The 20,047-nt window shown below is 55.1% G+C and carries 17 protein-coding genes; 11 read left to right on the top strand and 6 right to left on the bottom strand.

Going from position 1 to position 20,047, the window contains the following annotated elements:
- Nucleotides 1–34: 34 nt before the first annotated feature.
- On the bottom strand, nucleotides 35–955 hold the full coding sequence (locus tag GCU45_RS09560; protein WP_152398758.1) for an AEC family transporter: 921 nt from the start codon (nucleotides 953–955) through the stop codon (nucleotides 35–37).
- A 123-nt stretch (nucleotides 956–1,078) separates the two neighbouring features.
- On the opposite strand from GCU45_RS09560, the gene GCU45_RS09555 reads away from it, so the two are divergent.
- Together GCU45_RS09555 and GCU45_RS09550 are read left to right on the top strand one after the other, a co-directional pair.
- Complete coding sequence (locus tag GCU45_RS09555; protein WP_152398757.1) at nucleotides 1,079–1,399, top strand: hypothetical protein; 321 nt, start codon at nucleotides 1,079–1,081, stop codon at nucleotides 1,397–1,399.
- Entirely contained in the window at nucleotides 1,396–1,860 is a 465-nt protein-coding gene (locus GCU45_RS09550) for a hypothetical protein (RefSeq protein ID WP_152398756.1), read from the top strand. Before GCU45_RS09555 ends, GCU45_RS09550 begins: the two co-directional genes overlap by 4 nt.
- Nucleotides 1,861–1,936: 76 nt before the next feature.
- Here GCU45_RS09550 and GCU45_RS09545 read toward each other — a convergent pair whose 3' ends face one another.
- Nucleotides 1,937–2,575, bottom strand: a complete 639-nt coding sequence (locus tag GCU45_RS09545) for an NAD(P)-dependent oxidoreductase (RefSeq protein WP_152398755.1) — start codon at nucleotides 2,573–2,575, stop codon at nucleotides 1,937–1,939.
- 140 nt (nucleotides 2,576–2,715) lie between these two features.
- Nucleotides 2,716–3,144 (bottom strand): Rrf2 family transcriptional regulator, encoded by a 429-nt coding sequence (locus GCU45_RS09540; protein WP_076173635.1) that lies wholly within the window; start codon nucleotides 3,142–3,144, stop codon nucleotides 2,716–2,718.
- Nucleotides 3,145–3,439: 295 nt separating this feature from the next.
- Here GCU45_RS09540 and GCU45_RS09535 point away from each other — a divergent pair, with 295 nt between their 5' ends.
- On the top strand, nucleotides 3,440–4,549 hold the full coding sequence (locus GCU45_RS09535) for a glycosyltransferase family 2 protein (protein WP_152398754.1): 1,110 nt from the start codon (nucleotides 3,440–3,442) through the stop codon (nucleotides 4,547–4,549).
- Nucleotides 4,546–5,163: a glycerol-3-phosphate acyltransferase gene (locus GCU45_RS09530; protein ID WP_341874551.1), complete on the top strand. Its 618-nt coding sequence runs from the start codon at nucleotides 4,546–4,548 to the stop codon at nucleotides 5,161–5,163. Before GCU45_RS09535 ends, GCU45_RS09530 begins: the two co-directional genes overlap by 4 nt.
- A 134-nt stretch (nucleotides 5,164–5,297) precedes the next feature.
- Here the strand turns inward: GCU45_RS09530 and GCU45_RS09525 are convergent, their stop codons facing one another.
- On the bottom strand, nucleotides 5,298–6,026 hold the full coding sequence (locus GCU45_RS09525) for a FadR/GntR family transcriptional regulator (RefSeq protein WP_152398753.1): 729 nt from the start codon (nucleotides 6,024–6,026) through the stop codon (nucleotides 5,298–5,300).
- A 206-nt stretch (nucleotides 6,027–6,232) separates the two neighbouring features.
- On the opposite strand from GCU45_RS09525, the gene GCU45_RS09520 reads away from it, so the two are divergent.
- The 4 genes from GCU45_RS09520 to GCU45_RS09505 all read left to right on the top strand — a co-directional run bounded on the left by GCU45_RS09520 (nucleotide 6,233) and on the right by GCU45_RS09505 (nucleotide 12,260).
- Nucleotides 6,233–7,648, top strand: a complete 1,416-nt coding sequence (locus tag GCU45_RS09520; protein WP_116234065.1) for an FAD-binding oxidoreductase — start codon at nucleotides 6,233–6,235, stop codon at nucleotides 7,646–7,648.
- Entirely contained in the window at nucleotides 7,641–9,008 is a 1,368-nt protein-coding gene (locus GCU45_RS09515) for a (Fe-S)-binding protein (RefSeq protein ID WP_341874550.1), read from the top strand. Before GCU45_RS09520 ends, GCU45_RS09515 begins: the two co-directional genes overlap by 8 nt.
- A gap of 219 nt (nucleotides 9,009–9,227) precedes the next feature.
- Complete coding sequence (gene nagZ / locus GCU45_RS09510; RefSeq protein WP_152398752.1) at nucleotides 9,228–10,958, top strand: beta-N-acetylhexosaminidase; 1,731 nt, start codon at nucleotides 9,228–9,230, stop codon at nucleotides 10,956–10,958.
- A gap of 198 nt (nucleotides 10,959–11,156) precedes the next feature.
- Nucleotides 11,157–12,260 carry a Leu/Phe/Val dehydrogenase gene (locus GCU45_RS09505; protein WP_152398751.1) on the top strand — a complete coding sequence of 368 codons (1,104 nt, stop codon included), beginning with the start codon at nucleotides 11,157–11,159 and terminating at the stop codon, nucleotides 12,258–12,260.
- Between the two features lie 212 nt (nucleotides 12,261–12,472).
- On the opposite strand, the gene GCU45_RS09500 is transcribed toward GCU45_RS09505, so the two are convergent.
- Entirely contained in the window at nucleotides 12,473–14,476 is a 2,004-nt protein-coding gene (locus tag GCU45_RS09500; protein ID WP_341874549.1) for a methyl-accepting chemotaxis protein, read from the bottom strand.
- Nucleotides 14,477–15,186: 710 nt separating this feature from the next.
- On the opposite strand from GCU45_RS09500, the gene GCU45_RS09495 reads away from it, so the two are divergent.
- Together GCU45_RS09495 and GCU45_RS09490 are read left to right on the top strand one after the other, a co-directional pair.
- A complete protein-coding gene (locus GCU45_RS09495; RefSeq protein WP_076173642.1) occupies nucleotides 15,187–15,834 on the top strand; it encodes a GntR family transcriptional regulator in 648 nt (215 codons plus the stop codon).
- 45 nt (nucleotides 15,835–15,879) lie between these two features.
- Nucleotides 15,880–17,049, top strand: a complete 1,170-nt coding sequence (locus GCU45_RS09490) for a helix-turn-helix domain-containing protein (RefSeq protein WP_076173643.1) — start codon at nucleotides 15,880–15,882, stop codon at nucleotides 17,047–17,049.
- A 61-nt stretch (nucleotides 17,050–17,110) separates the two neighbouring features.
- Here the strand turns inward: GCU45_RS09490 and GCU45_RS09485 are convergent, their stop codons facing one another.
- Nucleotides 17,111–18,016, bottom strand: coding sequence for an RraA family protein (locus GCU45_RS09485; protein WP_152398750.1), 906 nt, complete (start codon nucleotides 18,014–18,016; stop codon nucleotides 17,111–17,113).
- 1,021 nt (nucleotides 18,017–19,037) lie between these two features.
- Between GCU45_RS09485 and GCU45_RS09480 the strand changes: the two genes are divergently transcribed.
- Entirely contained in the window at nucleotides 19,038–20,003 is a 966-nt protein-coding gene (locus GCU45_RS09480) for a carbohydrate ABC transporter permease (RefSeq protein WP_374954734.1), read from the top strand.
- Nucleotides 20,004–20,047 lie beyond the last annotated feature (44 nt).

The raw sequence follows: 20,047 nt of genomic DNA, 5'->3' as shown, positions 1-20,047 counted from the left end.
ATATACAAAAAAATAGAGGCATTTCGCCTCTATTTCAGAACATTTTCGCCAGTGAAATCAATCCCGTAATCGTAATAATGTTAAACAGCGTGGAAATCAGGACGGTTTGCGCCGCAAAATCCGGCTCGTTGTTGTACTCTTCCGCCAAAATCGACGTGTTGACCCCGGTCGGCATGCCGGATGCGATGAGCAGCGCCTGGGCCGGAATCCCCTTCATTCCAAGCGCAAACACGAGTGTTACGCCGATGACCGGGCCGATGATGAGGCGGAGGAACAGGCTGATATATACGTCCAAACGGTACAGTTTGAGCGGATACTTGACGATCTGGGCCCCCAGCGTCAGCAGGGCGACGGCCACCATCGACTGCTGAGCATAGGTGAGCGGCTGCGATACGAACAGGGGCAGCGGGGCATGCACGGCATGCAGCACGATTCCGAGCACGAGCGCGTACGGGACCGGCATTTTCAGAAAACCGATAATCATGCTGCGGTAATTGCCTTTCAGCTTGGCGCCCTGAATCGATATGACTCCATAAGTGAACGTCAGGAGGCTCTGCAGCGACATGATCAGCGCCTGCATGGAGCTGGCGAGGGGGTCCCCCTTGAACACCAGGGCATTGATCGGCATCCCGTAGTTGCCCGAGTTGTCCAGCATGATGCTGTTGTTGAACGCGGCGCGCATGCTTTTGGTGAATTTCAGCGGGCGGGCGACCAAGGTCCCTATCACGTATAGAATGAATACATATAATGCGTAAAAGAGTGTCACATTCCCGAGCAGCTCGCCCGACATATCCGAATGATACATGCTCATAAAGACGGCGGCAGGGGTTATGCAGTAAAAATTGATTTTGGCCAGTGTGTACAAATCCAGGCGGAACACGCGCTGCATCCATGAACCGATTCCAATCAGCACAAAGACGGGCAGCACCACTTCCAGAAGTATGTCTCCAATCATAGCTCAGCTTCCTTTTTCGAGATCATTGTCATGATGTATTTGAAACCAACCTCTTCATTATAGCACCGTACTTGGAGCCGTGATGAAAAAAATAGGGAGGAAGCAGGAGGCGGGAGGGCCACCTTGCCATGGCGAATCCCCAATACTACACAAATGGTTGGAGAAAGCTATTTAATATGGAAAACCCTTCATTTTGATGCAGAAAAAACCGAAATATACAACAAAGAGTGCCAGCAGTTATCAAGCCTAAAGCCCGCCACGGTCAAGATGGGAACGTTCCCGTCTTGGGTGACCGATACAGGACGCCGCAGGCGGCAAGCACTTTCGGCAGTCTATATGCCGACACTCAAGATGAGTATGCACCCCCTTACTTCGCGCCGGCAAGCCATACCGGCTTCAGTTCCTGCAGAAGTGCTGCTCCAAGGGAGGTATGATTGGGAATGAGTCCATACACAACAAACTCGAGCCTGGTTAAAGAAAGGGAACTTAACGCGGATGGGGATTCCCTCCAGTCCGCCAAGACCCGCATTTGGAGTGAATTATCCAGGAGTCATATGAATCTGGCGATCCTGCTCAAAGACGAGGGACAGCTGCAGCCGGCACTGATTCTCGCCCATATGGCGGCGAAAACCAAGCTGAAGGAGATCGCTCTGCATCTTAGGCTCGATGTCCCTCCGGATTGCATGCCCTACGAGGATTTAATTGGCCGGGCGCGGGAAATCGCGTTAATCGATTTGGAGACGGAGCTGTTCCTGAACACACTCAGCTATATTGCCGAGCCGGAAAATATGTCGCTCCTCAAAGATATGCATGCCGAGCATGTGGACATGATGTTGGAACGGGTTCGCGCCCTTTTGGAGGAGATGAGCTGGAAGGCCGCTCCTTCGATGATGGAATCGAAATAAGCGTGAAACTGCCTTTCCGGTAAATAAAAGAGACGGTCCCAAGAAAGGGGATCGTCTCTTTTGTCAATAAATCTATTTATTTGGCTTCGCCCACAACGGTGAACCGTTCGTTCCGATGCTGCGGATGCTCGATTTCATCAAGGACGGCAATCGCGTAGTCCGCGTAGCTGATATAGCTGCTGCCGGCTGAGTTGACGAGAAGCTGGTCCTTTCCGGCCTGATAGGAGCCGGTTCTTGCCCCTTCGGGATCAAAAAAGGCCGACGGACTGATAAAGGTCCACTGAATCCCGCTGGACTGCTGCAGATCCTCGAGGTTTTTGCCCTGATTGGATGCCGTAGCGAAGTATTCCTTCGGAAAATCTGGCGTATCCATGACGCGGGTGGTCTGTGCTTCGTCGACAAACAGGCTGCCTGCGCCTCCCACGACGATCAGCCGGGTCGACGGTGCTTCCTTCAGGACGGAAATCAGCGATCTTCCGGCTTCGACGTGAAGATGCTCGTCCCCGGGCTTGGCGCCGAAGGCGTTGACGACAACATCAAACGGCTTCACATCTTCAGCCGTCAGGTCAAACACATCTTTCTCCAGAACGCTGACGTTCCCCGTAACGCGGCCTGCATCACGAACGATCGCCGTCACCTGGTGTCCTCGGTTCAGCGCTTCCTCTACAATAAGGCGTCCAGCCTTGCCGCTGGCTCCAATAACTCCAATATTCATATAAAATTCCCTCCTGATTATCATGTGTATTCCTGTAACTATTGTAGTTACATGTTGGGCGATTGTCAAATCAATATGGACGGCGAACCTACAACACGAAAAAACACGCCCCTCTTCCGGGTCGGGAGTCGGGGCGTACGTTACATTTCAAGCGCTTCGATGTCTTGGATGATGTCCTGGAGCTTAACGGCAGCGAGCACGTTCTCCATCGCTTTCTGCGCGCTGGTGAACAGCGGGACGATCACTCCCTGGATGTTGCGGCCCACCGTGCAATCCGGGTTGGGAGAATCATGGACGCCGAACAGGCCGTTCTCCTCCACGACGTTAACCGCATTGTAAATGTCCAGCAGCGTTATATCACTAGGATCCTTGGCCAGCTTGGCACCGGGGACCCCCGGCTTCACTTCGACCAATCCCGCCTTGCTGAGCATGCCTGTAATTCTCCGGATCACGACCGGGTTCGTGTTGACGCTTGAAGCTATAAAATCAGACGTATTGGTACCCGTCTTGTTGACTTCCAGAATCGAAAGGATATGAATAGCCACGGAAAACCGGCTGCTGATATTCATGGATTATGCCTCCTTGCCGCCGCCCTGTACTGGGAGTAATAAGATTATTTTATCATAAAAGGCGTTCTGCTGCGCAGCATGGCCCGAAGGGGCCAGAAAGTTTTCAGAAGGGATGGTACAATCCGCGAATCCTTGGCCAAGGGGCTGGAATATAATGTATTGAAAAGGGAGAAATGCTCGGCTAAACTATGGTTGCATCATTCAACGATAACGCTTCATGACAGATCCGGCTGACGCACGAAAGGCTCTAACCTTCCAAGGTTCCAGCTACTTTAGAGAGATGGGGTTGTTGGCTATGGGGCTTTACCTGTTTCTTTACCTGTTATTTGTTATCGGCATCCTTTCCGGGATTGTTTTGTTCCGCAAAAATCAGGTCCCTCGCAGCGATGGCGCAGGGCGGCAGGCGGGGGCTAAGCTCTCCGTGATCATTCCGGCGCGGAATGAGGAGAAGAATCTGGCTTTTCTCCTGGAATCGCTCCGGGCTCAAAGCTTGCAGCCGCATGAGATCATTGTCGTCGACGACGGCTCGCAGGACCTGACCCGGGACGTCGCCGCGGGCTTCGGGGTGACCATCGTGCAGAATCCGCCGCTTCCTCCCGGATGGACGGGAAAAACATGGGCTGTGTGGAACGGCTACATTCATGCTTCCGGGGATACGTTCGTTTTTCTGGATGCCGACATCCGCTTGTCACCGCATGCGCTGGATTCGCTTCTGCAGCTTCGCTCCCGTACCGGTGGCGTCATTTCCGTCGTCCCCTTTCACCACACCGAGAAATTTTACGAACGCCTTGCACTCATTCCGAATATTTTGGGCGTATTTGCGTTTACCTCCCCTTATGAACGCCGCAATCTCCGGAAAGGACTTTACGGCTCCTGCATTTTGACAACAAGGCAAGATTATGAGCAAGTCGGCGGCCACAGCAGCATCCGGTCGGAAATATTGGATGATTTAAACCTGGGCGCCAAGTACATGGAAGCCGGGATCGGCGTAACGAATTTTATCGGCCGGGGGATGGTATCGTTCCGTATGTACCCGCACGGTATTAAAAGCGAGCTGCAGGGATTCGGCAAAGGGGCGGTGCTGAGCACGGCCAAGCTGAGTCCATGGACGATCGTGCTGATAGCGCTCTGGTTTATCGGATTGGTCTGCTCCGCAGGGACGTTCTTTCTATGGAACACGCCATGGGGAATCCCCTTACTCGCGGGCTACTTGCTGTACATGGCACACATCGGCTATCTGATCAAAAATGTCGGCAAATTCGGCTTCGTGATGCCTGTTCTTCATATTTTATCCACGATCTTTTTCCTGGTGGTGATGCTGTATTCCGCTTACCAGGTCATGTTTCTGGGGCATGTCATGTGGAAGGACAGGGCCGTTGATGTTGGGGGTCACAGGGAACCATGATGATCCTGCTGCTGACAGTTGTGGAATTTCTGTGCGGCTCGCTGATGTTCTCGTATTGGCTGGGCCGGGCGGCGCACAAGGATTTGAAGGCGGTGGGAGACGGGAACCCGGGTGCGTTCAACCTCTGGAGCGCTGCGGGGTATAAGCTGGGTCTGGCGGGGGTGGCGCTGGACTTTTTGAAGGGATATTTGCCATTGGTATGGATCGCCGGCAGCGGCACCGTGCACGGGTATGGCATGCTGGCTGTCGCCGCGGCCCCGATTGCGGGGCATGCCTTCTCGCCGTTTTTGAAGTTCAAGGGAGGCAAGGCGATCGCCGTCACCTTTGGGGTATGGAGCGCCTTGACCCGGTTTGAGGTATCGCTGGCGCTGGCCGTCATTCTGGCGCTGCTGTTGATCGCCTCCAAGCTGATGAGCCGGCGGCCCTTATCCACGGAAGCGAGCGGCTTCCAGGTGGTGGCCGGCTTCATGCTCGTCTCCGTCTATCTGATCGCCCGGGGCTTCCCGGGGCCATATTTGTGCATATGGCTCGTAAATCTGCTGATTCTCGTCTATACGAATAAAAGGAAGCTGGAAGTATTTTTAAAAAGGTACAGCGGGCGGCGAGGAGGTTAACATTGTGTGCTGCCTATGCCGGGTAAATTGTAACGCGTGTGGGCAGGAGGCAAGGGCGGACGCTAAATGCGGGCTTGCCTCTTAGGCAGCGGCATCGAGCTTTCGCATCTGCGGCTCAGGCTTAAGCCTGGAGGTCAAAGCGGCTGGTCGCCCGCGCCTTTTTCGCTTAGCACCTGCTCCACTTTGGTGATATGTGCCTCCATCCGGGCCAGGGCCTCCTTGGCATTCTGGGTCCGGATCGCCTCATAGATGGACGCATGCTCCTGCAGCAGCCGCTCGGCGGAGGAGCGCTCGGCATAGAACCACAAGGCGCGCATATCCTTCATGTTTTCATGCAGCTTGTTCGATAACGACTCCATCAAATCCAGCAGCAGCGGATTATGCGTGGCCGCGGCGATTTGCTGATGGAATTTCACGTCCGCCTGCTCGCTGACCTGCTCATCGGCGGCGTTCTCCATTTCGCGCAGTATTTCCTCAAAGGCCGCCAGATCCGCCTCACTGCGGTTCGATGCGGCAACGGAGGCGCAGCCGGTCTCCAGCACGCGCCGGACCTCAAGCAGATGGCGCAGCGAAGCCGCGCGTCCCTCCCACAAGTCCGCGTAGAGTTGTCCGGGATGTACCGGCAGCGGATCGGCGGGCGGTGTACGCACAAACGTGCCTCCGCCCTGGCGGATATCCAGCAGCCCCATCGCTTTCAGAGCGCTGAGCGCCTCGCGGATGGTCGATCTGCCCACATTGTACTGGAGCGCCAGGTCCACGACCGAGGAGAGGCGGTCCCCCGGCTGAAGCGAGCCCTCGTCCATCTGCCGCTTCAAATCATTCATTACCCACTCATATTGTTTCAACGGCCGCTGCTGATTCATCGTTCAAGCGTCCCTCCGTTTAAAGTTTTTACTAGTCATTCCTTGGCCTACGGCGAATAAATTGTGTCTAAAATGTGACTTTCTTGAATTCAATCTATATAGATTCATTTATTTTAGTGTATACTTGATCACAATAAAAGTCATCAGATGACCTGACTAATTTATTCGCACTGATATCGATTATGGAATGTAAAGGAGTGTTTTCCTTGCTGCAGGAAGACGTAAAACGCGAGCTTGTCGCCATTTTGGGCAGCTCTTATGTAAAGGATGATCCCCAGTCGCTGGTCACGCATTCGTATGACGGCACGCCGATGCTGCAGTCGCTGCCGGATGCGGTTGTATACCCGGAAAATACCGGCCAGGTCTCCGAAGTGATGAAGGTGCTGAGCCGGCATAAAATCCCTGTCGTCGGCCGGGGTTCGGGAACGAACCTGTGCGGCGGCACGGTGCCCGTTCAAGGCGGCGTCGTCATGGTCATGCACCGGATGAACCGGATCCTCGAGATCGATATGGAAAATTTAACGGCGATCGTTCAACCGGGGCTAAATACGAAACAGTTTATTACGCATGTGGAGGAGCTCGGCCTGTTCTACCCGCCGGATCCGAGCAGCATGTCGATCTCCACCCTCGGCGGCAATATCGCCGAATGCTCGGGCGGTCTGCGCGGGCTGAAATACGGAACGACCAAGGATTACGTGATCGGGCTGGAGGCGGTCTTGGCGAGCGGCGACATCATTCGAACCGGCGGCAAGCTGATGAAGGATGTGGCCGGTTACGATCTGACGAAGCTGCTGGTCGGATCGGAAGGCACGCTGGCCATCATCACGGAGGCAACGCTGAAGCTGATTCCGCCGCCGAAGTACAAGAAGACGATGCTGGCGATGTACAAGGATTTGTACGGCGCGGCCCGTACGGTATCCAAAATCATCGAGAACCGGATCATTCCGGCTACCCTGGAAATTCTCGACCGCTCCACGATCCGGGTCGTGGACGATTATGCGAAGCTGGGGCTGCCGCTCGACATGGAAGCGATCCTGCTGATTGAACAGGACGGCGACATGGAAACCGTGGAGCGGGATATTGCGCTTATCACGGACATCTGCCGCAGCGAGCAAGCCGATCAGGTGAGCATCGCGGCGAGCGCGGAGGAGGCCGAGAAGCTGCTGACCGCACGGCGCAGTGCATTTACCGCGCTGGCAAGACTGAAGCCGACGACGATTCTCGAGGACGCGACGGTGCCGCGTTCCAAGATCGCGGATATGGTGCTTGAGATCAACCGCATCGCGAAGAAATATGACGTCCAGATCTGCACCTTCGGCCATGCGGGAGACGGCAACCTTCATCCGACGGCAACGACCGATGCGCGCAATCAGGAGGAAATTCACCGGGTGGACGAAGCGTTCGAGGAAATCTTTGAAGCAGCGATCCGGCTCGGGGGAACGATTACCGGCGAGCACGGGGTCGGATTGGTCAAATCGCCGTTCCTCGAATGGAAAGTCGGGGCAGCGGGGATGGAGGTCATGAAGGCGATCAAGCAGTCCTTTGATCCGCATAACCTGCTGAATCCGGGAAAAATGTTCGCAAAAGAAACAAGAAAACGGGTGGTGATTGATCGTGGGTAAGGCGGTGAACGTGAAGGAGCGGGCGAATCCGCTCGCCGAGACGCTCCGGCTGCGCCTCGATGAGGACCAGCTGACCAACTGCATGCGCTGCGGCTTCTGCCTTCCGGCGTGTCCAACCTTTGCCGAGACAGGCATCGAGGCTGAGTCGCCGCGGGGCCGGATCGCCCTGATGAAGGCCGTCGCGGACGGCATTATGGAGCCGGATGGGGCGTTCGAAGAGCAGATGAACCACTGCCTCGGCTGCCGCGCCTGCGAGCCGGCCTGTCCGGCGGGCGTCAAATACGGGCAGCTTATTGAACAGGCAAGGGACGCGATCGAGGATCACAAGCAGCATAAACCGCTGGTGAAGGCTGCCCGTCATGCGGCGTTCAAAACGGTATTTCCGCATCAGAAGCGGATGAAGCTCGTGGGCCGAGGCCTCGAGCTGTACCAGAAGTCGGGGCTGCGGAAGGTAGCGCGGTCCACCGGCATCATGAAGCTGTTTCCGAAGCATATCAGCGATATGGAGAAAATTTTGCCCGAAGCTTCTGGCAAGGGCGTGCTTGAGAAGATCGGCGCGTATCATCCCGCAAAAGGCGAGAAAATCGCAACTGCAGCGCTCTTCAGAGGCTGCATTATGGATGTGCTGTTCACGGACACGAATATTCATACCGTGGATCTGCTTACCGCAGCCGGCTTCGATGTAGTGATTCCGGCGGCACAGAACTGCTGCGGCGCCCTGCATGCGCACAGCGGCGAGGCGGAAGGAGCGCGGGAGCTCGCCCGCGGCAACATCCGCGCCTTCAAGGAGGCGAATGTGGATTATATCGTCTCCAATGCGGGCGGCTGCGGGGCGATTCTAACCGAATACGACCATCTGCTGCATGAAGATCCGCAGTGGCGGGAGGATGCAGCCTGGTTCGCCGGGCGTGTCGTCGACGTCAGCGAGCTGCTTGTCCGTGCGGGCCGAAGCTTAAACTTCGGCGTCCCTTCGGCAGGACCTGCTCCAGAAGGGGATCCGAAGGTGAGAATCACCTACCAGGATTCCTGCCATCTGCGCAACGTGATGAAATCGGCGGACGCCCCGCGCGTTTTAATGCGCCAAGTGGAGGGCGCCGAGTTTATCGAAATGAAAAACGCCGATCGCTGCTGCGGCTCAGCCGGCATCTACAACGTGACGCAGCCGGAAATGGCCGGCAGCATTCTGGATCACAAGATGGAGCATGTGGAAGCGACGCAGGCCCAGTATCTGCTGACCAGCAATCCCGGCTGCCTGCTCCAGATGAAGCACGGCATCGAGAAGGAAGGCCTCAGCGGCAGCATGAAGGCCGTCCATATCGTCGATTTTCTGCATGAGCGGCTGCATGAGCGGACCGAATAGGGAGAAGGAATCGCAAGGGGAACCGGGTCCGTTATATCGAAATTGAAATCAGAGAAATGGATCATTGAAGATTCGAATCCTATCAGAATCGATATTTTAAATCATGCTGTCATGGATTTGGGAGCGATGACGGTATTTCGCAGATATTGGAATCAGATCGGAATCATATCGGAATCAGCAGCGCAATTGATACAGCATATGAGCTAGGGGGATATCACGATGAATCAGGAACGGAAGATCGATCAGCTGATCAAGAGCATGAGCCTGCGGCAAAAAATCGGGCAGATGTTCGTTTGCGGCTTTTGGGGGACGGAAATCAGCGAGGAGCTGCGGCAGTTCATCAGCACGCATCAGATTGGCGGCGTCATTTATTTCGCCCGCAATGTGAAGACGACGGAGCAGGTGGGCAGACTGAGCCGGGACCTGCAGCAGGCGGCCGCGGCGTCGGGGACGCTGCCGTTGTGGATTTCCATTGATCAGGAAGGCGGAATGGTCGCCCGGATCACGGAAGGCGTTGCTCTGATGCCGGGAAATATGGCGCTGGCCGCCGCGGGCTCGGCGGACTGGGTGTACGAGTCCGCGCGCGTCAGTGGGGAGGAACTGCGTTCCCTCGGCATCAACCTGAACTTTGCGCCGGTGCTCGATGTGAACAACAATCCGCTGAATCCGGTTATCGGCGTCCGTTCCTACGGAGAGTCCCCAGAAGCGGTGGCGGAGTACGGGACGCATGCTTTCCGCGGTCTGCAGGACGCGGGCGTCGCGGCCACGGCGAAGCATTTTCCGGGGCACGGGGATACCGCCGTGGACTCCCATCTGGACCTGCCGACGATTACACACGACCGGCAGCGGATGGATGAGGTGGAGCTCGTTCCGTTCAAAAAGGCGTTCGCCGAAGGCATCGACGCGGTCATGTCGGCGCATATTTATTTTCCGGCGCTAGAGCCGTCCAAGCTGCCGGTAACGCTGTCGCATGCCGTGCTGACCGGCCTGCTGCGCGAGGAGCTCGGCTACGATGGTGTGGTCATGACCGACTGCATGGAAATGAAAGCGATCGCCGAGCATTACGGCACCGTCAAGGCTGCGGTGATGGCGGTCGAAGCGGGAGCGGACACCGTCCTGATCAGCCAGACCCCGCAGCTGCAGGTGGAGGCGATGGAGGCGCTGGAGCAGAGCCGGATCGCGGAGAGCCGGATCGATGCCTCCGTGCGGAGGCTGCTTGCGCTGAAGGCGAAGCGCGGACTGCTCGGGAGCCCGGCGGAGCTGGAGACGCTGCGGCCGGAGCTGGACGGGCAGGTTGTCGAAGACTCGCATGGGCTGCAGGACGAGCTGGCCCAGAATGGCATACAGGCAGCGCCCGGACTGCGGGACAAGCTCCCCGGGAGCGAAGCCCACATGGATCTGGCCCGACGGATCAGCGAGGCAAGCATTACGCTGGTGCAAGCAAGGGATAGCATCCTGCCGCTGAAACGGCAGCGCACGCTGGTCATCTCGGTCGCGGCTGCCGCGCTGACGATCGCCGACGAAGCGATCGCGAGGACGGAAAGCCTGGGCAGCGCCCTGGCAGCATTGGGGATCGACGTAAGCGACCGTCAGGTGCCGCTGGCCGAAGTGGCGGAGCAGGCGGGCCGCCTTATGGAGGAAGCCGGCGGCGGGGAGGTGCGGCAGATCGTCGTGGGCACGTACAATGCGCAGTTTGACCCGGCGCAGATCAAGCTGGTCCAGGATTTGCTCGCGCTTGGCAAACCGGTCGTGGTGGCCGCGCTTCGCAATCCGTACGACCTGATGTGTTTTCCGGAAGCGTCTGCACTGGTTGCGGCCTACGAGAGCCGTCCGCTGGCGCTTGTGAGCACCGCCAAGGCGATTGCCGGTGCTATCCCTTTCAAAGGGCGCCTGCCGGTATCGCTCGGCGTATCGTACCCCGCCGGTTGGGGATTGCAGACGGAAACGTGAGAAGCAGGGACAAAGGCATTTTAAGACGGCGTCAGCCGTCTTTTTTGTGTTCATGCAAGCCCAGTCGGGTAAAGCCCGGAAAGTCGGATAACACGGGTGAAAACTTTACTTTCAAGTCAAATCATTACTATAATGATCCTGTTACGCTTATAAGCGTGAGTAGCATGAGGCATGAATCACAATGGAGGGAACACCGATATGGAACTGTTTAGCGCAATGGAACAGTACGATTATGAGCAGCTGCTTTTTTGTCAGGACAAGTCGTCCGGACTCAAAGCGATCATTGCGATTCACGATACGACGCTCGGGCCGGCACTGGGCGGGACCCGGATGTGGACTTACGCTTCCGAGGAAGCCGCAATCGAAGATGCATTGCGCCTGGCTAAGGGCATGACCTATAAGAACGCTATTTCAGGCCTGAACCTGGGCGGAGGCAAAACCGTCATCATCGGCGATCCGAAAAAGGACAAGAACGAAGCGATGTTCCGGGCCTTCGGAAGATACATACAAGGATTGAACGGCCGCTATATTACGGCAGAGGATGTCGGCACAACGGTGGCCGACATGGATATCATTCATCAGGAGACGGATTTTGTAACCGGGATCTCCCCGACCTACGGTTCGTCCGGCAATCCGTCGCCGGCGACAGCCTACGGCGTATACCAAGGCATGAAGGCCGCCGCCAAAGAAGCCTTCGGTTCCGATTCGCTGGAAGGCCGGACGATTGCGGTGCAGGGCGTCGGCAGCGTGGCGTTCCACCTGTGCGAGTATTTGCATCAGGAGGGCGCCCGGCTGATCGTGACGGATATCAACGAGGAGGCGGTCAGCCGCGCGGTGGAGAAGTATAACGCCACCGCGGTGGCGCCGGGGGATATTATCGGCGTTGATTGCGATATTTTCTCCCCATGTGCGCTGGGTGCCATCATCAATGATGAGAGTATTCCGAAGCTGAAGGCAAAGGTTATTGCCGGCTCGGCCAACAACCAGCTGAAGGAAGCCCGGCACGGAGACCTGATTCACGAGCTGGGCATCGTTTACGCGCCGGATTACGTCATTAACGCCGGCGGTGTCATCAATATTGCCGACGAGCTGAACGGCTATAACAAGGACCGCGCCTGGAAGCAAATCAGCGGGATCTATAGCAGCATCTCCCGCATCTTCGACATCTCCCGGGAAGCCGGCATCCCGACGTATGCCGCCGCGGACCGGCTTGCGCTTGAGCGCATCGAAACGCTTAAAAATACGCGCAGCCCGTTTCTGCAAAATCCGCATCATGTGCTGAGCCGACGTTTTGGGCGTTAAGCGAGAGGGCCCGCTGGAAACTAAACAGGGAATCGCTCAGGTTGATGGGGAAACACATCAAACCTGCAGGCATTAAAAGGCATACCGACGGGGACACACCCGTAATAAACACCAAAAAGCGTACCGCACGGACTTAAACCGTACGGTACGCTTTTTAACATTTCTTAAACCCCCGGGGGCCGGGAGATCAAGCGGGCTGCTGCCCGCCCCAATCAGCCCTCCAGCTTGAAGCGGTCTATTTTCTCCTGCATGTCCACCGCCATCTTCGACAGGCTGTTCGCCGAAGATGAGATTTCTTCCATGGACGCCAGCTGCTCCTGGTTCGCGGCGCTCACGCGCTCGAACGACGCGACCGTGTTGCGCGAAATGCTGGCCACTTCCTGCACGGAGGCGGACACTTCTTCGCTGCTCGCGGACATCTGCTCGGTGACGGCGGAAATGTCCTGGATCTGGTCGGTGATCTGCTTGGCGGATTTTTCGATATTGGCAAAAGCTTCGAGCGCCTCTGCCGTAACTTCCATTCCCTGATCCACATCGGACTGCACTTTATGACGCATCACGTTATACGCGTCAGTGATCAGCATCGTCATCTCCTGGATCGTGTGCTGGATTTCCTCCGCCGTGAGGTTCGACTGATCCGCCAGCTTGCGGACTTCCTCGGCGACGACGGCGAAGCCGCGTCCATGCTCGCCGGCCCGCGCCGCTTCGATCGCGGCGTTCAGGGAGAGCAAGTTGGTCTGCTTAGCCACTTCGGAGATCGCCGTGCTCATCGCGGCGATGCTTGCGCTGTGGTCGTTCAGCTTCTCGATCAGCGCAGCAGACTCGTGCGTGGACTTCTTGATCGTGTCCATTTGCGTGCTGACCAGCTGAACCTTCCGGCTGCCGGCGTGCACGTCTTCTTCCGTACGGTTCGACGAATCAACGATGGTGCTGGCCGATTCGGCAATACGCTGGATACCGCTGGCCATTTCCTCCATGGTGCGCGCGCTTTCCTGCGCGGCGATGGCCTGGTTGTTGGCCTCTTGGGCTGAATCCGTCATCAGATTGGAGACGAATTCGACGCTCTGCGCGTTCTGCTCCGTACTGGCGGTCAGCTCTTCGCTCGAGGCCGCCAGCTGGCTGGAGGTTTCCGACATGTCCAGCACCATCCGGCGCAGCGAGTCGACCATGGCGTTGTAGTTATGCGCCAGGTCTCCGATTTCGTCTCGCCGCTTCGTCACGACGCGGTCGTTCAGATACCCTTCGCTCACGCGCTTTGCCGAACGGTTCAACTGCTCGATCGGACGCGTCATGCTGCGGATGATGAAGAACATCACGATCATCGCGGCAATGACGGCGATCACAAGAACGATGGCCGATGTCCAGAAGATCGGCGTCGTCGCTTTTGTATATTCGCTCTCCGGGAGGATGCCGACGATTTTGAAGCCGGTCAGCTCGTTGGTCACGAAATAGCCGCGCTGGCCAACGCCATTGAGCGGGTTGGTGTAGTCGAGCAGCCCTTCATTTTTACCCTGCATCGTTTTGAGCTGGTCGCCGACAAACTTGGAACCCACCTTCTCGGTCGGGTGCGACATCAAGAGGCCGTTGCGGTCCACTAAGTAGATGTAGCCCTCGTTGCCAAGGTGAACCTGCTTCACGATGTTGTTGATGTTCCCGATGCTCAGGCTGATGTTGATGACCCCTTTGCCGTCGGGCAGCGTTTTGGAAATGGCGACCGCATAGTTTTTCGTCGTGGCTGAAATCGCCGGATCGTCGACAACGGCCTGCCCCTTGTTGTTCATGGCCAGCTTGTACCAGTTGCGGGTCCGGGGATCGAACTGCTGCTGGCCGGGGTCAGGAGATTTCATCCAGGACCCGTTGTCGGTGCCGATCGAGACGATTTCGATTTCCGGATGCTGCGCTTTAAAATCGTCAATCAGGATTCGGGTCTCCACCGAGTGGTTTTCGATGTCGGCATACGTAATCTGATTGCTGAGCTGTTTCACGTTGGACAGCTGCATTTCAACCATCGTGTTGATCAGTTTGTCGAGCAGCATGACGCTTGACTTCGTGGTGTCCTCCATTTTGTCCTGAAGCTGTGCTTTGGCGCTGTTCACGGCGAAGACGGCAAGCACAACGGTCGGGATAATGAGCATGAGACAGATGAAGAGCATCAGTCTGCTTCTGAGCTTTTTAATGTTGAAAAGCCCGGATATTTGCTTGAGTAGCTTGTTCAAACGAGATTCCCCCTGCAGTCGATATAGGTCTAAAGTTCCGGCAGCACCTGAGTGAACAGGCGCAGCGCTTAAAAGAGCAGCTCGGGGCGGGCCGTATTTGCCGATCCGTGAGAATCCGTCAATAGGTATGTAATATATTTGAATGGATTCATCCGTTTCGGCGGACGGCATGCCTGAGCGGAAAGGATTCCGACCGGTTTTAGTTCCTATTCTATATTTCGACAAGTATCCCCGATATTTTCATATCTTTATTTCATAAATCGGCATTTTTTTCTGAAAAAATGAAAGGAAGAACCATTCATTTCCTGTATTTTTCCTAGATAGGTAGGACGAACTATGCGGGCTACACCGAAAATAGGATGCATGGGATTGGCTTTTATTGGATAACATTCGATTGTCCGATGGCGGATAGGGCTTGTGGCAGGAAGGGGCAGGGATGGAAGCCCCACGGAAACGGCTTGTCGATTTACGCGAAAAGATCATAAAAAATCAAACCCTTTTCGTCAAAATTCTCCGTTGTCAGAAGGCATCTGGTCCCCATATAATGATGGAAACAAATTATCGATAATCGATAATAGCGGGAGGGATGATGGAACGTTAGTCAGCGAAACTATCGACCGACCGTTTTGAAAACGGTTACTTGAATGCCGTTGCGTACGTGTTGGTCAAATCTGCGGTCATGGATGATCGGCGAATGGAGACTGAGAGTCATGTCAAACAGCAGTTACATCCCTTTGGGGAATTCCATCAGCGAACAGATTTATTTAACGCTTAAGCGGGAAATTATCGCAGGCGAGCTGCAGCCGGGAACGCGGCTCATCGTGCTGGACATCGCGGGTAAATTTCAGGTCAGTCAGGCGCCTGTGCGCGAAGCGTTAGAGAGGATGAAGCAGGAAGGATTAATCAACGGCATTCCGAATAAAGGGTCGGTCGTTTCCAATATTACGTCGAAGGAGATCAGAGATATTTTCGTGCTTCGCGAAATTATTGAGGGTTACGCCGTGCGAACGTCTATGCCAACTTTATCGGAGGATGATTACGAGCAATTGGAAATGATTATCCGGTCGATGGAGGAAGCCGTCGAGCGCGATGACACGCTGGGCATCCTCGAGCTGGATATGGATTTTCACGGATTTTTCTACAAACGCTGCGACAATCAGGCTATTCTGGAGCTCTGGAACCAAATGAGGACGAAGGTGATGCGCTTTATGGCCATCTCCAACCGTCATCACACGACGGATTTGCTGGCCGAGTGGCACCGGCGGCTGATCACCGTCCTCCAGACAGGGGACGGGGACGCGGTTGAGGAGGCTTTTATCGAGCATATGCATGCCTATAAATTTATCCATATGGACTAGAACCATGCCTCTCGTTCGTTATCCTTCACAAAGGGGAAATGAAGCATGTTAAATGAACGTTTCTTGTTCGATGACCAGGATGTTATGACTTGGATGAGGGACCGCCTGCTAAGGCACCTCATTTCCGGCAAAGCGAATATGAAGGGGGAACTGAAGGAAAGCCTGTCCCGGCTTCGCCTGAACCCGTACTATACGTTTCCCGCCATTGCGTTATTGGAGCCAACCGCTCCTTATGACCATGAGCATGACCGCTTGGCATATCTTGAGAACATGCGCGCCGATCTTCAGGAGCGTGTGCCGGAAGGGAGCGTCGTCTTTCTGGACGAGGAAGGGAGGATCGGACTGCTGTTCTCCTGGGTTTCCAAAGAGGTGTTGGTCCGGGTGCAAGCGATGCTTCAACAGCGGTTCCCCCATCCGGTGAACATTGGAGTAGGTAAGCCATGCAGCCACTTGAGCGACATCCATCTCTCTTACCGGCAGGCTTCGGCTGCACTGAATAACAAGTTTTACCGCGGGACGGGCCAGATCATCCATTACAGCGAAATCCGCCGGATGGAGCCGGTCGGACGCTACCCGGCCGAGAAGGAGAGAAAGCTGTACGCCAGCTTCCGCTCGGCCGCCACGGAGGCGGAAATCGCAGAAGCGGTGGACCAGTTTTATGCCGCGCTGCTGGAGAAAGGCCCGATCGACGTGACAAGCATGTATGAGCTGACAATCCGGATGCTGGTCGGTATCGAAAAAAGGGTGATTGCCGACGAAGGGAATGGAGGCGCTTACAAGCCGTTTGAAGCGACCTCGCTGGTGAAGATCGGCACGCTGGATGAACTGAAGCGCTACGTCACCCGGTTTCTGACCGGCCTGTGGGAAGTCTTTTCACCCACGCTCAAAGAGAGCCACCGCAGTCTTATTAAAAAGACCATCCATTACATGGAGCAGGAATGCCAGTATGCTTCGCTGCAGAGTGTCGCGCAGAAGGTGTTTATTACGCCGACTTATTTGAGCCTGCTCTTCAAGACGAACACCGGCAAGACGTTCATTGAGCACCTGACCGAAATCCGGATCGACAAGGCCAAGGATATGCTGCGGACCACCCATTACAAAAACTATGAAGTTGCCGAAAAGGTCGGATACCAGGATTCCCGCTATTTCAGCCAAATTTTTAAAAAGAAGGTCGGTGTCTCCCCCAGCGAGTACCGGGAGTCGATCTGCAAATAGGCAGCGAAAAAAGGAAGCAGGCCATTCAGCCCGCTTCCTTTCTTCTTGTTGTGTAAACCCGTTACAGCCGAACGTCGTTCCTCGGACCGTCGAGCTCGTTTTTTCGGGCTTCCTCAAGCTCGGTCTCCCAGGTCAGATGCCGATACTCGGCGGCAGCATCGTCGCTCTCAAACCACTGGGTGAAGTCCTCCCACAGCGCTGTTGTCCAGGAGGCGTCGATCTGCGCAGTGGAATAGACGCCTTCTTTGAGCCGGACGAAGCCAAAGATGTCCCGCACCTGCGATTTCTCCGCCTGCACGGCCGTCAGCTCGGCCAGATGGGGAGGGATGAAGATGACGCCGGCCGGCGTGCCCAGCACCACGTCGCCCGGCAGGCAGATCGCCTTGCCGATCCGGGTCGGCACGTTCATGCCCACCATGGTGACTTCACCGATGGCCGTCGGGTCGCTTCCGCGGTAATAGATGTTGATGTTCTTGATTTCGGACACCTGCTGATTGTCGCGGATGCCGCCCCAGATCACGGCTCCGCCGCGCTTTGTGCGGGTGGAGATGGCCGTCGAGAGGTTGCCGCCGACATAGGTGCCGAGGTGGACCTTGTCGAACATATCGACCACGACGACGTCATCTTCAACCAGGGAATCGATCACCCACTGGTTGAAGAAGCCGCTGCGGCCTTCCTGTTCATGACCGTAGTTCAGCAGCGTCTCGTGCAGATCCGGCCGCTGCGGTACCATGACCGCGGTGACCGCGCGTCCCACCATGACCTGGTCGGGATGCACGATTTTGAAGGCGCCTTCAAACTGGAATTTGTAACCCCGGTGCCAGAGCGGCCCCCACGCTTCTTCCAGTGTAATTTTGCGGATTCTTCTCAGCACGTCTTCGGGCACCTTCGGCCGTCCGTTCTCGAACCGCTCGCCCTTCCACTGCGGCGTCAACTGAATGATATCTTCCGGATTGTCAAATTTCATTCCAAAATCCCTCCTCGATCAATGGATGCTTTCGAACCTAGTGCTTGATTCCATTGTTAAGGACCGATTCCGTTTTGTCGATGCGACTTTCTTTAGATGATCGAATTTATAAATTTTCAGCAGAGCTGATCCATTCGATCATCGCACAGCTTCTCTATGACACTCTTCAGATCTCAAACCAAACGGCTTATCTATGACACACTCCAGATCTCAAACCAAACAGCCTTTCTATGGCACTCTCCAGATCTCAAACCAAGCGGCTTTTCTATGACACTCTCCAGACCTCAAGCCAAACTGCCTTTCTATGACACACTCCAGATCTCAAACCAAACGGCTTATCTATGACATTTTCCAGATCTTAAACCAATCAACTGCTCCCCGGCACTCCGCACATCTCAAATCAATCGGTCTTTTCTCCCCACTGTCCATTTTGATTAAGCTTTCGTACACTTTCTGTCCTTATCCAATGGACATATTCTTGTTTTGTTTTATAAAAGATGGACACGACACTATATACTTCTACGGGCGGCTAAAATGCAGATGTCTCTACATCTTGTATTAACATCTAGATTCCAACCTATATATGGGAGGAAGATTGAGAGTAAAGATAGGTTGCGTTTGTCCACCTTTTGAAAGACAAAATCGCAATCTGTTCGTTGTCAGTGAACAAACTCCTGGAACGACAAATCTAAAGTTTTGTTCGTTATAAGTGAACAAATTCCTGGAACGATACACATCGAAAGTTTTGTTCGTTATAAGTGAACTAACTCCTGGAACGATACTAACCTAAGTTTTGTCGTTATAAGTAACCCAACACCATTGAAATGTACATCGAAAGTTAATGGCGTTTCGGAGCATATCTCGTTTTTACCATCTGAAGTTGAAGGAGCGGGGGGAGAGGCAGACGGATTTTAAAAAAACAAACATTATCGTAAAATCGTCGCCTTTAATCATGAAACCGCTTTCGAATAAAGTAGTACTACAATCATTTTTATGATGATGGAATGCAAGAGGGGAGGAAATGAAAAGGATGGTTGCAGAAACGAAAACGACAGCCGAAGCGGAAAAGACCCGACGCGCCGTCCGAAAGCGCGCAAAGACCGGGGACACCCATTTGGCGGGTTACATCTTTATTTCCCCGTGGCTCATCGGCTTTTTGCTGCTTACGCTGTGGCCTATCGCCCAATCGTTTTATTTGTCCTTTACCGACTACTCGCTGCTGGAAGACCCCGTCTGGGTCGGAACCGAAAACTACGTCAACATTTTTACGAATGATTCGACCTTTACCAAATCGCTTAGCGTCACCTTTTTGTTCGTCCTGTTCTCCGTGCCGCTGAAGCTGTTCTTCTCGCTCCTCGTGGCTATGGCGCTGAACCAGAAGTTAAAGGGCATGAACTTGTACCGGACGGCCATCTATTTTCCTTCGCTGATCGGCGGAAGCATTGCGGTGGCAGCCCTGTGGCGCAACATGTTTGGCCTCGACGGCTATATCAACCAGGTGCTCGCTTGGTTCGGCATCCAGGGCGTAGGGTGGATTTCCAATCCCGACACTTCGCTTGGCACGCTCATTCTCCTGAACACCTGGCAGTTTGGCTCGACGATGGTCATCTTCCTGGCCGGCCTGAAGCAGATCCCGCAGGAGCTGTACGAATCCGCAGCCGTGGACGGCGCCGCGAAGATCCGCCGGTTCATCAGCATTACGCTGCCGATGCTGTCTCCCGTTATGTTTTTTAACCTGATCCTCGGCGTCATCGGCTCCTTCCAGACCTTTACCTCCGCATTTATCATCACGAAGGGCGGTCCGGTCAACTCCACTTACGTGTATGCCTTGTATTTATACGAGAAGGCGTTCAAGCATTACCAGATGGGATATGCCTCGGCGCTGGCCTGGATCCTGCTCGCCATTGTCGCACTCCTGACCATCGTGAACTTCGCCGCATCCCGCTACTGGGTATTCTACGAATCGGAAGGAGGGGGAACGAAGTGAAGCTGAAGTCCAAGGTAACGAATCATCTGTTTCTCTCCTTGTTC

The sequence above is a fragment of the Paenibacillus cellulositrophicus genome, assembly GCF_009363095.1.
Lineage (GTDB): Bacteria > Bacillota > Bacilli > Paenibacillales > Paenibacillaceae > Paenibacillus_AQ > Paenibacillus_AQ favisporus.
Note: the sequence above shows the minus strand (reverse complement) of the source record. Positions and strands in the feature narration are given on the sequence as shown.